The sequence below is a fragment of the Corallococcus exercitus genome, assembly GCF_042231735.1.
Classification (GTDB): Bacteria; Myxococcota; Myxococcia; order Myxococcales; family Myxococcaceae; genus Corallococcus; species Corallococcus exercitus_B.
This window is the reverse complement of record NZ_CP102577.1, coordinates 2,879,245-2,892,329: the sequence shown is the minus strand read 5'-3', so window position 1 is coordinate 2,892,329 and position 13,085 is coordinate 2,879,245. Positions and strand designations below refer to the sequence as shown.

The window sequence follows — 13,085 nt, the reverse complement described above, 5'->3', positions numbered from 1 at the left end:
GGGGGCCGCCCGTTGTCTTTTCAGGGGAGCGGGGAGGTGACGTAGTCCTTCCCGTCCGAATGGCAGCCGTGACAGGTGGAGTGGGCGCGGCCGTAGTAGTTGTTGGAGTAGGCCGGCCCGAAGCCCTCGTAGAAGATCCAGGTGTCCTTGCCAGGGCCTTCCGCGACCTTCACGTCCAGCGCGTGGCCCCGGAGCGTCTTCCCGTCGTCCTCGAACAGCTCCTTCACGAGGATGCTGCCCACGGGATGGGTGGCATTGCCTTCCCGGAGTGAGCGCGCGACGACGTCGTTGAAGAAGACGCGGACCTTGCTGCCGTGAGGGGCGCGCGTGTCATGGACGGAGGGTTCCGCGAGCCAGGACGTGTACTGGCCCGAGCGCACGAACGTGGTGATGCCCTGCTCGGACGTGTCGAGCTGCTGGATGACCCCAAGCCCTTCGTCCACGGAGGAGGAGGGACCACAGGCCGTGAAGCACAGGAGCAGGAGGGTGGGGAGGCGCATGACCTGGGATACGCCAGGAGCGCGAAGCGGGTTACAGCGAGAGGTGGCTCATTGCGCGGAGTAGGTGTGGACGAGGTCGAAGACCAGGGTCTGCACGTCCGGGGGGAGGGCGATCTCGATCCGGCCCCGGTTCAGGTCGGCGCGGGTGACCTGGTAGGAGAGGCCGCCGAACTCGTCATCGAGGGCGAAGTCGTCGTTGTCGAAGATGGAGATCTCGATGGGGTGCTCGAGCAGGTTGGAGGTGATGACCTCGCAGCTGCCCGAGCGCCATTCGGGCTCCCAGCTCTCGTCCTCGGCGGTGCGGGTGCGCTCCGGAGCGGAGGGGCAGCTCATCTCCACGACGACGTCGGGCGGGGACCCGTCGGAATCCCACTCCTCACCGTTGTCCGGATCGACGTCCGCGATGACGGCCCGGCGGGGCTGCACGCGCGTCCGCATCACGCCCGTGAAGCAGGCCCGGCTGTCGAGCCGGCAGACATTGCCTTCGGGACAGCTCTCACAGGCGGCGCCGTTGGAGCCACATTGGGCGTCGCCGAGATCGAGAACGCACACGTTGCCCACGGTGCAGCAACCGTTCGCGCAGCTTTCCGGAGTGCACTCGGACTCACCGCAGGCGGAGAGGACGAGGGCGCACGACAGGGCCATCAGGAGCAGGCAGGGCGTTTTCATGAGCGCCGCGAACGCTAACCCGCCATGGGTCTACGGTCACCGCTTCTTCTCGCACACACAGTGACTGATCATTGCGCTGCAAGAGAAGACGCAGGGGTAACCCAAGACACCATGCCGCGCACTGTGCTGGCGTTGCGTCACATGTCGCGGATTATTGGAGTCCCACCGAGAAGCGGTGTTATCGTCGCAATGCTTCTCAACCGGGAGGGTGTACATGCGAGGGATTGTTTCAGCGTTGATGTTTGGGCTGCTCGTTGGCTGTGGTGGCACGATGGAGCCCGAGACCGTGGATGACACGGCAAGCCAGACGGCGCCTGACGTCTCCGCCTCGGCGATTCTCCAGTGCGACGTGCTGGATGGGATGGCCTGTCCCTCGACTGGGGCCAACCCGCGTACCTGTATTCGCCCCTCGGGTGTGGGTCACGCCTTCTGCTATTGCGACGGGGAAGGGTACGACTACTGGCGCTGCTATTACTGAGCGCAGCTCAAGGCCGCAGAGGCGTTGACGCCGCGGCCAGGATGTACTGTGGCAGGAGTTCCTCACGGAACTTCCGCCACAGGGCAACGTGGTTGTAGTTGCCCGCGGTGAACAGCACGACGAGGTCCAGCTCCGGGACGACCATCACGAGCTGGCCTCCGTTGCCGCTGGCCTCGTATTGCGAATACACGCGGTCGCCGACGCGGAGCTCATGGCGCCACCACGTGTATCCATAGGTCCTGCCATCCCCCATCGTTGATTGCTTCGCGATGGAGCGCGCCACCCAGCGCTGGCTGACCACGCGCTTCCCGTTCCATGTCCCGCCAGAGAGATAGAGCTGCCCGAGCTTCAGGGCATCCCGGGGGCGCATGTAGATGCCGCCGCCCAGGTACTGCTCGCCGTTCGGCATCAGGTCGACGTGGTAGCCGCGCATCTGGAGGGGCGTGGCGACGTTCCGGGTGAAGAACTCGGGGAGCCAGGTGCGCGTGGTGTTGCGAAGGACGCCGCCCAGCAGGTTGATGTTCGCGGAGCAGTACACGGCCTTCTCACCCGGCGCGCGGACCATGGGGAGGTCCAGCGTGTACTTGTACCAATCCGGTACGGAGTCCTCGAGCCGGTCCTCGTTGCCGGGGGAAGCCGGGTCGTCGTCGTCACAAGCCAGGCCTGTTGCCATGGTCATCAGGTGCGCGACGGTGAGCTTGCGCTTGCGCGCATCCAGGCCGGAGAGCTTGCCCTTGTACTCGGGGAAGAGTGAGACGACGGGCGTGTCCACGGTGAAGGGAGCACCCTGGTCCAGGGCAATGCCAATCAGCAGGGAGGCGTAGGACTTGGAGGAGGAGCGCAAGTCGTGCGGGCGCTCCTTGTCGAACCCCTGGAAGTACTCTTCGAGGATGAGCTTCCCGTGACGTGCGATGAGAAGCCCCTGGATGGCGGGGGCGGACTCCGGGCTTGGCTCCTGGTCGAGGATGCGCTGCACGAGCTGCTGGAGCGGTTGGACGTCCATGCCGACGTCGGCGGGTGAGGCCGTGGTCCAGCCGTCGTCCTCCGCGATGGGCTTCTGGTGGACGTAGGGGCCCGGAGCGGGCGTGCGAGAGTAGAGGCCCACGGCCTGGGACCGGTCCCGACGGGTGAAGTCGAACGTCGTGTCGAAGGGAGGGTAGGGCAGGGACAGCCGTCCGGATTGCGCGTCGAACGTGCCTTCGATCTGGGTGTTGCCCTTGGTGGACGTGAGCCGCACCGTGCGGTCCTGGAGGTCCACGCGGAACTGCATCCGGTTGCCGAAGTTGCGCTCCGGGTTGCGGATGAATGCCGTCACGGAGCCGTCGGGCTGCTTCTGGACGACGAGATACAGCGAGAACCGGTCCTCCAGCGGCGCCACGTTGCCGCGCCAGACACCCGGCTGAAGCGAGCGCAGCTCCACCGGCGTGGCGAACTTCATGCCGCTCATGAGCACGGGAGGCTGAATCCAGTGACCCGTGATGCTCTGGCCGTTCTCCGCCAACGTCGCTCGGAGTTCGCCTCCGGGGAAGACGACGGACACCTTCCTGCCCTCGTTCCGGGCAGGAACATCGAAGCCCGCGATGCGCGCGCGCCACGTGTTCCCCTCACGCACCAGGGTCAGCTCACCCCGGACCTGAGGTCCGAGGACGCGCTCACTGCCCCAAATGCCCACCAACGGATCCGCGGGAATGGGGACGGCGCCGACATGGAGGGGAAGCAGCGCCAGCAGAAGCCCAAGGAAGCGGTAACGGGTCATGGCCCTGATGACGCTACACGCCCCGTTGGATGAAACCGGCGGTATTTGCTAGCCATACGCCTCGTGACATCCCACGTCGGCAAATACCAGCGCATCCGCTTGCTCGACGGAGGCATCGTCGAGGACTCTCTGGCCAAAACCGTCGGCCAGTGGGGCATCGAAAAGACGCTGGTGCTCCAGTGCCTCCGGCCGGACATGGCCGAGGACGTGGATCTCGCGCAGATATTCCTCGACACGGCGAAGATGGCCGCCCGGCTCACGCATCCGCACCTCGTGCGGGTCTTCGACTTCGGTAAGGCGGACGGCACGTACTTCCTCGCCAGGGAGCACATCGACGGGCCCAGCCTGCGCAGGTTGATCAAGCACGCGGCGGTCCAGCGGATGGCTCTGCCGGCGTCACTGTGCGCGCGCATCATCTCGCAAGCCTGCGAGGGGCTCGCTTATGCCCATGACCTCACCGACCCCAAGACGAACCAGCCGCTGAGGCGCATCCACCACTGCATCCGGCCGTACAACATCCTCCTGTCGCGCCAGGGGACAGCCAAGGTGTTGGACTTCGGCGTCGCCGGCTTCCGGTCCCGGTGGACCCCCATACCCCATTACGGTTCCCCCGACCTGAGCCAGCACGGGTACATGGCGCCCGAGGACATCAGGGGCTTGCCGGTGGACCGGCAGGTGGACGTCTACTCCCTCGGGGTGGTGCTCTACGAACTGCTCACCACGCGCAAGCCCTTTGAGGGCAAGTCCCACTGGGACGTGTTTCAAGCCGTCTTGTCCGAGCCCATGGTGCCCCCCGAGCGGCACCGCCCGGACCTGCCCGACGCCCTTCGCGCCATCCTCGCCCGAGCGCTCGCGAAGGACCTGGACCAGCGCTATCCGGACTGCCACGCGTTCCGGAAGGACCTGGAGGAGTTCATCCGCTCGAAGGGTGAGCCGGTGACATCGCGGCAGGTGGCCCAACTCGTCCAGCAGGTCTCCGCGAGCGACGCCCCGGAGGCCCAGGCACGGCCCCGCTTGGGACGAGGCTGGATCCTCGCGGCGGCAGTGGGCCTGACGGTCGTGCTCGGAGGCGGCGCCCTGCTCTGGAAGATGAGCGCCGCGCCCGAACCCAAGGAGGTTCGCGCTACTCCACCGTGAGCGGGAACTGGGCGCTTGCCGTATGGCCCGTCATCACGAGGACGCGAGGCTGCTCTTTGTCCCATTGCCATTCTTTGGCCTGCGCCTGCCAGGAGCACGGCTCGACGGTGATGGTCAGCGGTCCCGAGCCCTCGCTCCGGGGCTTGAAGGTTACCTCCAGCTCCGCGGTGGCCCCTGCCTCCAGTCCAGCGGTAATGCCCACGACGTTCACGCGCTGCTCCTCCACCATCGGGAGCGGCTGGCCGCGATACCGCACGCTCACATCCACCACGCGAGCGCCGACGAGCGCCCCGGACACCCGGATCCGCACGGCCTCACACGCGGTCCCGTCATTTCGCACCACCGCGCGCCACGTCTCGGTCACGGGCGCGGAAACGGTGAGCGGCGCCGAGGTGTGCTCGGCCCAGTGGATCGCGGGCGTCTTGTAGCCCACGTGCATGAGCGGAGCGCCCGGGATCACCGGACGGTTTGAGGCGTGGAGGCGCAAGGGGTGTCCGGGCTCGGCGGTGAGCAGGAAGAGCGAGTCCCTGTCCTCGGCGCCCACCCACCACCGGTCAGGCCCCGCGGGCGTCACGGACACGAAGGCAGGCCACTCCCCCACGACCGTCTCCAACACCTGGAGCTCGGGCAGGGACACCAGGAGGGTCTTGTCCTGGACGAAGAGGAGCGCCCGGTCCGCGTCGAGGACGCACACCCCGGCACCGCCCCAGATCAGTTCTTCCGCATCGTCATCCTCATCATCGATCGCCGGGATGGAGCCGAGCAGGGTGCCATCGAGCGCGAAGTGGAGGAGCGCCGTCTGCCGGTAGTTGATGACGAGCAGGAGAAGCACGCCCTGGGGAGTGGCCTGGGCCCGCCAGATGTCCTCCTCACCGCCCGGCTCCACCTGGAGCGCGCCCTCCGGCTGAGCCGCCCCCGCGCGGAGCACGTAGACGCGGCCCCGGCCCTTCTCCACGACGGTGATGCCAAAGGGGCTCGTGTCGAGGAACGCCCCATCAGGGGACTGACGCTGGGGGCGCCCCTCGGAATACCCATACCCGTGCGAGGCGCGCACGGGCTTGGGCAAGGTCATGGGCGCCCTTTGCTGCCCGGACCCATCGGTCGTGAAGAGGGTGGTGAGCTTGCGGGCGCCGTCCACCACCGTTCCGATGAGTCGGTCCCCATCGGAGGTGAGATCGAAGCACTCCCTCGGAAAGGCCTGGACGGGAGCGCCCGCGCCGGCCCCCACGGAGAAGACACGCCGATCCCCGCATCCCACCCAGACGTCCTGTGCCTCGTTGAGCGCGGCGAGCTCCACGGGCGCGGACGGATGATCCGGCACGTCGCCACTGACCTCCCGGCGCACGCCTTCGGCTCCGTGGAAGACGATGAGCCGCTGCGGTCTGAGATCGAACAACCACGGTCCACGGGCCAGAAGACGGCGTCTCGGATACATGGCCCTGCATCATACCCACTCACGCCCGTTTCCCTCGCCATTAAGAACGGTTGTCCATACACACCACGTTGCCTGGATGTGGAGCTAGGGCAAAGCTGGTACGAGGGCAGCACCAATCGGGAAGGGGAGCAGTGCCAGTAGGAGTCCAAAGACGCGACGAAGGATGATGGCCCTAAACGCGCTACACTATTCGCTTCACTCAAGGCTCCGGTTCGTCGGCCCTCGTGAATTGAGTGCTACGAACGACGCCGTTTGCCGGTTGGCAGTGGGTATCTCAATTTGACGGGACGCGTGAGGGCGGATCGCTTGGGTTTTGATATCGGATCGTGAAAATACCAGATGTTGAACTTCGTTTCGTCTCTGTGTGTGTCGTTCGCCAAGTCGTCCCAACCAAGGTGTTCAGCAATCCATTCGCGCAGCTCCTGCTTGGACTCGGAGTCGGACTTTCGCTGCCAACCTTCCATCACCGCGCCGAGGAGGAGATCGCAAAGCTGAATGCTTGGAGTGTCGCGCGAATCGCGAGTAATGACCTTGTCGACGGGGCGGAGTCGCTTGAAAACCTGTTGGAGTGCGTTGTTGGCGATAATCTCCACCGCTTCATTGGCCTTTTTGTAGCGTGAGGCAATGGGGTCAACCCATATTCGAAACGTCAAATCTCGATTGGGATTCTTGGTGAGGCAGCGCCTGATCTTGTTGGTCAGGAGCATGGTGAAGTGCTTTCGGCGCGCAAGATCCCAGTCTCGATCGTGGAAATCTAAACGCACGTCTGCCTGTTTCACGACTATGCAGTGAAAGTGCATCCAGCTGGTCTTGAAGAAGGCTTCCACCAAGTCTCGATAAAATGGCAAATTCCTGCCGGAGACTTTGTTCCATTTGATTTCAAATTCGTACTTATGTTTCTCTCGAAGATCCTGGATGAGTTCGGAGAAGTTTCCACGCCTTTGCCAGTTCATCCAGAGTGTTCCGAAGCCGTAGAAGGGCGAGCCGCCTGTTCCGGATTCGTCGCAGGAGATGAGCCATCTCATAACGCCTGGAGGAGGGACGTCATCGGGTGTTGGAAGAGCCTGTGTCATTGTCGCAGAGGAAGCTGATCGCTGTTAGGTGATTCGTGTCTCACGCTGCGGTTTGTTGTGACTGGGTGCTATTGTCGTCTTCCCGTAGCGCCAGTGACTTCCGGTACTCCGCAGCTTCGGCAATCCAGGTTAATTCAAACTCACCATGGTGTTTTCGCACGGCCTCAGCGATTTCCTCCAGGCTGACGCGGAAGAACTCCTTGCGCTCGTTGATGCGATTAACGCGCCGGTTCGCGAAGGTTCGGTGCAGGGCACTCTCCAGCGCTGGCGCATCCGAGGTCCGGATGATGGCGTGGACGTCGAACTCGAATGGCACCGAGGCGTCTCCCAGTTCGTCGATGCGGTCCTGGGGCACCAGCCTTCGGGTCATCCCCAGCTTGAAAATGCCTTCTCCGAACGAGCCGATGTTTGAGATGACATAGACGTGCCCCGTCCGTGTGAGCTGGGCCTGGGAGATGGCTCGCTGCTTCTCCAGATCCTCGGCGACGCGGCGCTCCAGTTCCGCGATGCGTTCCAGAAGCTTCTGCTGTTCGGAGCCCTTGGCCTTCTCGTAGTCCGCTTTCGCCTTCGCCAAGGACTCGGCGTCTCGCTTCGCCTCGCGCTCTGCTTCCAGCTTCGCCTTCTCCAACTCCCGCTGCGCCGCCTCTTCCTCGCGCATCTGCTCGCGAATGCGCTTCTGCTCGTCGCGCTCCTGTTGGATCCGCTCAGCGTACTCGTGGGCAAGGCGCAGTTCGTCCAGCTTGAAGGCGACATACTGGCTCGCGATGGTACAACTCTGGATCTTCGTCAGGCCATTGATCGCATCCGCAGCTTTCTCGATGCGCGCTTCCATGGTCTTGATGTTCTTGTAGGTCACCTTCGAGACACATGCGTCGGCCTCGCCGTTGAACGCACGAAGCATCAGCTTCAGCGTTCGTTCCGTCTGCCTCTTGCCCTCAGCCTTGCTCCCATTGACCTCCCACTCGATGGAACAAGTCGCAGCGCGCTTGTCCTGCAACATGGACTTCTGCTTTTCGCGAAGCTCCTGCAGGCGGCGTTCGTACTCCTCGACAGAGGAGAAGGCATAGATCGGCTTGTAGAAGCCCGTGGAGAGGAGAAACGCTTCTTCATCCAGGGGGCGAAGCTCTTCGCGCAATCGCGCGATGGTGGCTTTCAGATCTTGTTGTTCCTTGATCAGCGTCTGGCGTTGCTCTTCCGCGTCCTTCACGGACCGCGCGGCGGCTATTGTTGCCCGCGAAGCCTCCTCCTGCATGCGGTGACATTCTGCGGCCACCTGCTTCTGCTCCGCGGCAGTGGCCAACGCGGCGGCATTGCGGATCTCCGCGATTTCCTGGGCCGCTCGATGACGCTCGGCTTCGCGCGCCAGTGTGGCCGCGAGCTGTGTGTGCGCAATCTCTTCGGAGATCCGCTGCTTTTCAGCTTCAACGTCCACGATGGGTTTGAACCGCTTCTGGAGGTCACGGACCCGCCTGCGGGACCGGAACCACAGGCCGGCGAACAACAACGCCAGCGGCGCCCACACCATGACCTGATCCATCAGCCACCCCCAGGCCAACCCTGGACTGGCGGCCTCGAGCGGAGTCTTGTCGATCCATTCATGGCCGGGACATCACCCGGAAGAGGGATGGACAGCCCACGAAAACGCCGCCTCGCTTCCGGACGGACCGGAAACGGGCGGCGTTTGGCACTGCCTGGCTAATCCTGTGCTGACTACCGGCGCTTCTGCGCCGCGTCCGCGTGCTTCTCCATGAACTCGGAGTAAGGCCCGTTGAAGTCGAGGACTTCCTTGCCCGCCTCCAGGCTCCAGATGCGGGTCGCGACCTCGGAGATGAGCTCCTGGTCGTGCGTCACGCAGATGACCGTGCCCTCGAACTTGGACAGGCCTTCGGCCAGCGCCGCGATGGACTCCAGGTCCAGGTGGTTCGTCGGCTCGTCCAGGATCAGCACGTTGTCCTGCATGATCATCAGCTTGGACAACAGCACGCGCACTGTCTCACCACCGGAGAGCGTGTCCGTGGGCTTCATCCGCTCCTCACCCGAGAAGAGCATCCGGCCCAGCACGCCCGAAATCTCCTCGTTGGTCAGCTTCTCGCTGATCTCCCGGAGATAGCCGAAGCACGTCGTGCCCTTGTGGATGACGCCGTGGTGGTCCTGCGGCAGGTAGCCCACCGTCGCCTGGTGGCCCCAGGTGATGGTGCCCGCGTCCGGCTCCAGCTGCCCCGCCAGCATCTTCACCAGCGTGGACTTGCCCACGGCGTTGCGGCCGATGACGCAGATGCGCTCGCCCTTGCAGACCAGCCCCTTGAACGGCTTGATGACCTGCTGCCCGTCGAAGGACTTCTTCAGGCCCTCGAACATCAGCGTCTGCCGGCCGCTGACCACCTTCTGGTCGAACCGGATGAACGGCCGCGCGATGTTCGAGCGCTTCAGGTCCTCCGTCTTCAGCTTGTCGATCTGCTTGATGCGGCTCTGCACCTGCGACGCACGCGTACCCGCGTGGAAGCGCGCCACGAAGTCCTGCAGCTGGGCGATCTTCTTCTTCTTCTCCGCCGTCTCGGCCTCGACCCGGGTCCGCAGCTGCGACTTCTGCCGGACCATGTCGTCGTAACCACCCGTGTACTGGATGATGGTCTCGTAATCGATGTCCGCGATGTGCGTGCAGATGGAGTTCAGGAAGTGCCGGTCGTGGCTGATGGTGATCAGCACGCCCTCGTACGCATGGAGGAAGTTCTCCAGCCAGCGGATGGAGTCGATGTCCAGGTTGTTCGTGGGCTCGTCCAGCAGCAAGCCTTCCGGCTTGCCGAACAGCGCCTGCGCGAGCAACACGCGCAGCTTCAGGCCGCCGGTGAGCTGGCGCATGGGCTCTTCGTGGAAGGACTCCTCGATGCCAAGGCCCGCCAGCAGCGTGGCCGCGTCGCTCTCCGCCGAATAGCCGTCCTCTTCCGCGATGACGCCTTCCAGCTCACCCAGCCGGTTGCCGTCCTCTTCCGTGATGTCGGCCTTGGCCAGGAGCTTGTTCTTCTCGTCCATGGCCGCCCACAGGTGGCGGTTGCCCATCAGCACCACGTCGATGACGCGGTCGTTCTCGTAGCGGAAGTGGTCCTGGCGCAGGATGCCCAGCTTGCGGGGGCGGATGATCTCGCCCATGTCCTGCTCCTCGTCACCCGCGAGGATCTTCATGAACGTGGACTTGCCGGCCCCGTTCGGACCGGTCAGGCCGTAGCGACGGCCCGGCGAGAAGGCGACGTTGACCTCCTCGAAAAGTTTCTTGGGCCCGTAGGCCTTGGAGACGTTGATGACGTTGAACATGGCGGCGGCTTGTAACGGAAATGGCGCGGCGACCCAAGACGCGCGGTGAATCGGTGACGGGAGGACCCAATGTAACCGCCGGCCCGCCCCGGAAATGCCGTCTTCCGGCCCCCCGTCCCCGGGGGTGGGGTAGGGAAACCGGGGTTCCCGAGGCGGGGCGGCCTCCTGGAGGCCAGGCAGGCGTCCCCCAGGAAGCGGGTGCGTCCGGACGGGCGGGCTGGGTATAAGGCCCGACAATGGCCGTCCGCTTCGAACTCCTGAATACCGACCCCACCGGCGCCCGCACGGGCATCCTGCACACCCGCAAGGGGTCCTTCCCCACGCCGATGTTCATGCCGGTGGCCACCCACGCGGGCTTCCGCCACCTCGGCATGGAGGAGGTGAAGGAGACGGGGGCGAAGATCCTCCTCGCCAACACCTACCACCTGATGCTCCGGCCCGGCCCGGAGGTGTTCGAGCGCTTCGGCGGCATCCACCCGTTCATGCAGTGGGACGGCGCGGTGCTGACGGACTCGGGCGGGTTTCAAATCTTCTCCCTGCCGGAGGACCGGCTCATCACGGAGAAGGGCGCGCACTTCCGCAGCTTCTACGACAACAGCCGTCAGCTCCTGAGCCCCGAGTCGAGCATCGCCATGCAGCAGGCGATCAACTCGGAGATCATGATGGTGCTGGACGTGTGCATCGACTCACGCACGGACGAGGCCGGCACCCGCGAGGCCATGGAGCGCACCCACCGCTGGGCCGTGCGCAGCCTCGCCGCGAAGGAGCAGCGCGCCACGGGCCAGGCGCTGTTCGGCATCGTCCAGGGCGGCGTGCACCCGCACCTTCGCGACGAGAGCGCCGCGTTCCTCACGAAGCTGCCCTTCGACGGGTTCGCCATCGGCGGGCTGGCGGTGGGGGAGACGAAGGTGGAGCGCGACACGATGACCGAGCGCGCCACCGCGTCCCTGCCGCAGGACAAGCCGCGCTACCTCATGGGCGTGGGCACGCCCACGGACCTACTGGAGGCGGTGCTGCGCGGCGTGGACATGTTCGACTGCATCATCCCCACCAAGATGGCGCAGCAGGGCTACGCGTACACGTTCCAGGGGCTGGTGCGCATCACCCGCACCGCGTACCGGCTGGAGGACGGCCCGCTCGACCCCGAGTGCGACTGCTACGTGTGCAAGCGCTACTCGCGCGGCTACCTGCAGCACCTGATGCGCGGCAAGCACCACCTGGGCTCGCGCTTCCTGTCGGTGCACAACGTGCGGCACTACCAGAAGCTGATGGAGCGCATCCGCGAGGGCATCCTGCGCAACGGCTACGCGCAGACATACCGCGAATTGAAGACGGCCATCGCCACGCCCAAGGACCTGAAGGACGAGGCCGCCGCCACCGCGATGACGTTGAAGGACGTGGGCTGAAGTCCGGGCGCGCGTTCCGCTGGCCGCCCTCCGGCCGGGTTGGGACGGGGGCCGCGCGAACGGCGGTGCGGCGGGACGTGGCGGGTTAGCCTGCGGTGCCCGGGCGCACAGGCCCGGCGCTCTCGCCGCATGGACCCGCGCGCCGCCACCCTCCTGAGTCACGTCCGCGCGAGCGCGGAGAACCGGCCCGGCGTGTACCGGTTCTTCGGTCCCGCCGGAGAGCTGCTCTACGTGGGCAAGTCCGTGCGCGTGCGCACGCGGCTCTTGTCGTACTTCCGCGCGGACGAGGGCGAGAAGGCCTGGGAAATCGTCTCCCAGGCGCACCAGGTGGAGTGGGAGTACACGGCCAGCGAGTTCGCGGCGCTCCTGCATGAGTTCCGGCTCATCAAGAGCCACCGGCCCCTCTACAACGTGGAGCACAAGCGCGACCGCGCGCACTGTTTCCTCCAGCTCACGCGCGAGGCCGTGCCCCGGCTGCGCGTGGTGGGCCAGCCCGGCGGCGGCGGGAGCGCGGAGTACTTCGGGCCCTTCCACGGCCGGCACACCATGGCGGACGTGGTGCGCGCGGTGAACGACCTGCTGGAGCTGCGCGACTGCCCGTCCGAGACGCCCATGCGGCTGGCGGATCAGATCCAGCTCTTTCCCATGAAGGACGACCCGCGGTGCATGCGCGGGCAGACCGCGCGGTGCCTCTCGCCGTGCGCGGGCGGGTGCACGACGGCGGAGTACCTGGCGCAGGTCGCGCTGGCGCGCGCGTTCCTCAACGGCGAGTCGGACCGGCCGCTGGTCATCCTGCGCGAGCGCATGGCGATGGCGGCGCGGCGGCTCCAGTTCGAGTACGCGGCGGAGCTGCGCGACCGCGCGGAGCGGCTGGAGAACGTGCAGGCGTGGATCGTCGAGCTGGGCCGCACGCTGCGGCGGCTGTCGCTGGTCTACACGGCGCGCGGGCACGGTGGCGAGGACCGGACGTATGTGATCCGGCGGGGGCGGATCCGCGCGGAGGTGCCCACGCCCCGGACGCCGGAGGAGCAGGCGGCGCTCGACGCTCGCGTGCGGGACATCTTCGCCGTGCCCGAGCCGGAGGCGATTGGTCTCCGCGCACAGGAGGCCCAGGAGGTGATGCTCGTCGCGAAGTGGTTCCGCCTGCATCCCGACGAGCTGGACGCGACGGTGCCTCCCCCGGCGCGGGCTGGAAGCGATGAGCCCTTCGAGGAGGCGGCGGAGGCCCGGGCCGCGCTCGCCCGCACGCTGGAGCGCACCGTGGAGGGCCCGGAGACACCGGAGGCCGACGGCGTCTCCGAGCCGGCAGGGTGATGACGCCG

Annotated in this window: 10 protein-coding genes; 3 read left to right on the top strand and 7 right to left on the bottom strand. The window is 65.8% G+C overall.

Going from position 1 to position 13,085, the window contains the following annotated elements; all coding sequences use genetic code 11:
- Positions 1 to 20 precede the first annotated feature (20 nt).
- From NR792_RS10875 to NR792_RS10865, 3 genes are all read right to left on the bottom strand, one after another.
- On the bottom strand, positions 21 to 500 hold the full coding sequence (locus NR792_RS10875; RefSeq protein WP_375759998.1) for a hypothetical protein: 480 nt from the start codon (positions 498 to 500) through the stop codon (positions 21 to 23).
- Positions 501 to 548: 48 nt separating this feature from the next.
- On the bottom strand, positions 549 to 1,169 hold the full coding sequence (locus tag NR792_RS10870) for a hypothetical protein (protein WP_375759997.1): 621 nt from the start codon (positions 1,167 to 1,169) through the stop codon (positions 549 to 551).
- 485 nt (positions 1,170 to 1,654) lie between these two features.
- The gene (locus tag NR792_RS10865) at positions 1,655 to 3,259 is read right to left on the bottom strand and encodes a serine hydrolase domain-containing protein (protein ID WP_375759996.1); all 1,605 of its coding nucleotides are present in this window, start codon (positions 3,257 to 3,259) and stop codon (positions 1,655 to 1,657) included.
- A gap of 207 nt (positions 3,260 to 3,466) precedes the next feature.
- Here NR792_RS10865 and NR792_RS10860 point away from each other — a divergent pair, with 207 nt between their 5' ends.
- A complete protein-coding gene (locus tag NR792_RS10860) occupies positions 3,467 to 4,540 on the top strand; it encodes a serine/threonine protein kinase (RefSeq protein WP_375759995.1) in 1,074 nt (357 codons plus the stop codon).
- Here the strand turns inward: NR792_RS10860 and NR792_RS10855 are convergent.
- From NR792_RS10855 to NR792_RS10840, 4 genes are all read right to left on the bottom strand, one after another.
- A complete protein-coding gene (locus NR792_RS10855; protein WP_375759994.1) occupies positions 4,527 to 5,936 on the bottom strand; it encodes a hypothetical protein in 1,410 nt (469 codons plus the stop codon). The genes NR792_RS10860 and NR792_RS10855 overlap by 14 nt on opposite strands.
- A 275-nt stretch (positions 5,937 to 6,211) precedes the next feature.
- Entirely contained in the window at positions 6,212 to 7,000 is a 789-nt protein-coding gene (locus tag NR792_RS10850; protein ID WP_375759993.1) for a DUF3800 domain-containing protein, read from the bottom strand.
- A gap of 88 nt (positions 7,001 to 7,088) precedes the next feature.
- Positions 7,089 to 8,585, bottom strand: coding sequence for a DUF4041 domain-containing protein (locus NR792_RS10845; RefSeq protein WP_375759992.1), 1,497 nt, complete (start codon positions 8,583 to 8,585; stop codon positions 7,089 to 7,091).
- A 173-nt stretch (positions 8,586 to 8,758) separates the two neighbouring features.
- Entirely contained in the window at positions 8,759 to 10,357 is a 1,599-nt protein-coding gene (locus NR792_RS10840; RefSeq protein ID WP_375759991.1) for an ABC-F family ATP-binding cassette domain-containing protein, read from the bottom strand.
- Between the two features lie 236 nt (positions 10,358 to 10,593).
- Here NR792_RS10840 and tgt point away from each other — a divergent pair, with 236 nt between their 5' ends.
- Both tgt and NR792_RS10830 read left to right on the top strand, forming a co-directional pair.
- On the top strand, positions 10,594 to 11,763 hold the full coding sequence (tgt, locus tag NR792_RS10835; protein ID WP_375759990.1) for a tRNA guanosine(34) transglycosylase Tgt: 1,170 nt from the start codon (positions 10,594 to 10,596) through the stop codon (positions 11,761 to 11,763).
- A 129-nt stretch (positions 11,764 to 11,892) separates the two neighbouring features.
- Positions 11,893 to 13,077 carry a nuclease gene (locus tag NR792_RS10830; RefSeq protein WP_375759989.1) on the top strand — a complete coding sequence of 395 codons (1,185 nt, stop codon included), beginning with the start codon at positions 11,893 to 11,895 and terminating at the stop codon, positions 13,075 to 13,077.
- Positions 13,078 to 13,085 lie beyond the last annotated feature (8 nt).

Bases quoted from the DNA above. Each gene is read 5' to 3' on its own strand.
- NR792_RS10875 (WP_375759998.1), bottom strand. From the start codon at position 500: ATGCGCCTCCCCACCCTCCTGCTCCTGTGCTTCACGGCCTGTGGTCCC.
- NR792_RS10870 (WP_375759997.1), bottom strand. From the start codon at position 1,169: ATGAAAACGCCCTGCCTGCTCCTGATGGCCCTGTCGTGCGCCCTCGTC.
- NR792_RS10850 (WP_375759993.1), bottom strand. From the start codon at position 7,000: ATGAGATGGCTCATCTCCTGCGACGAATCCGGAACAGGCGGCTCGCCC.
- NR792_RS10845 (WP_375759992.1), bottom strand. From the start codon at position 8,585: ATGGATCAGGTCATGGTGTGGGCGCCGCTGGCGTTGTTGTTCGCCGGC.
- NR792_RS10840 (WP_375759991.1), bottom strand. From the start codon at position 10,357: ATGTTCAACGTCATCAACGTCTCCAAGGCCTACGGGCCCAAGAAACTT.
- tgt (WP_375759990.1), top strand. From the start codon at position 10,594: ATGGCCGTCCGCTTCGAACTCCTGAATACCGACCCCACCGGCGCCCGC.
- NR792_RS10830 (WP_375759989.1), top strand. From the start codon at position 11,893: ATGGACCCGCGCGCCGCCACCCTCCTGAGTCACGTCCGCGCGAGCGCG.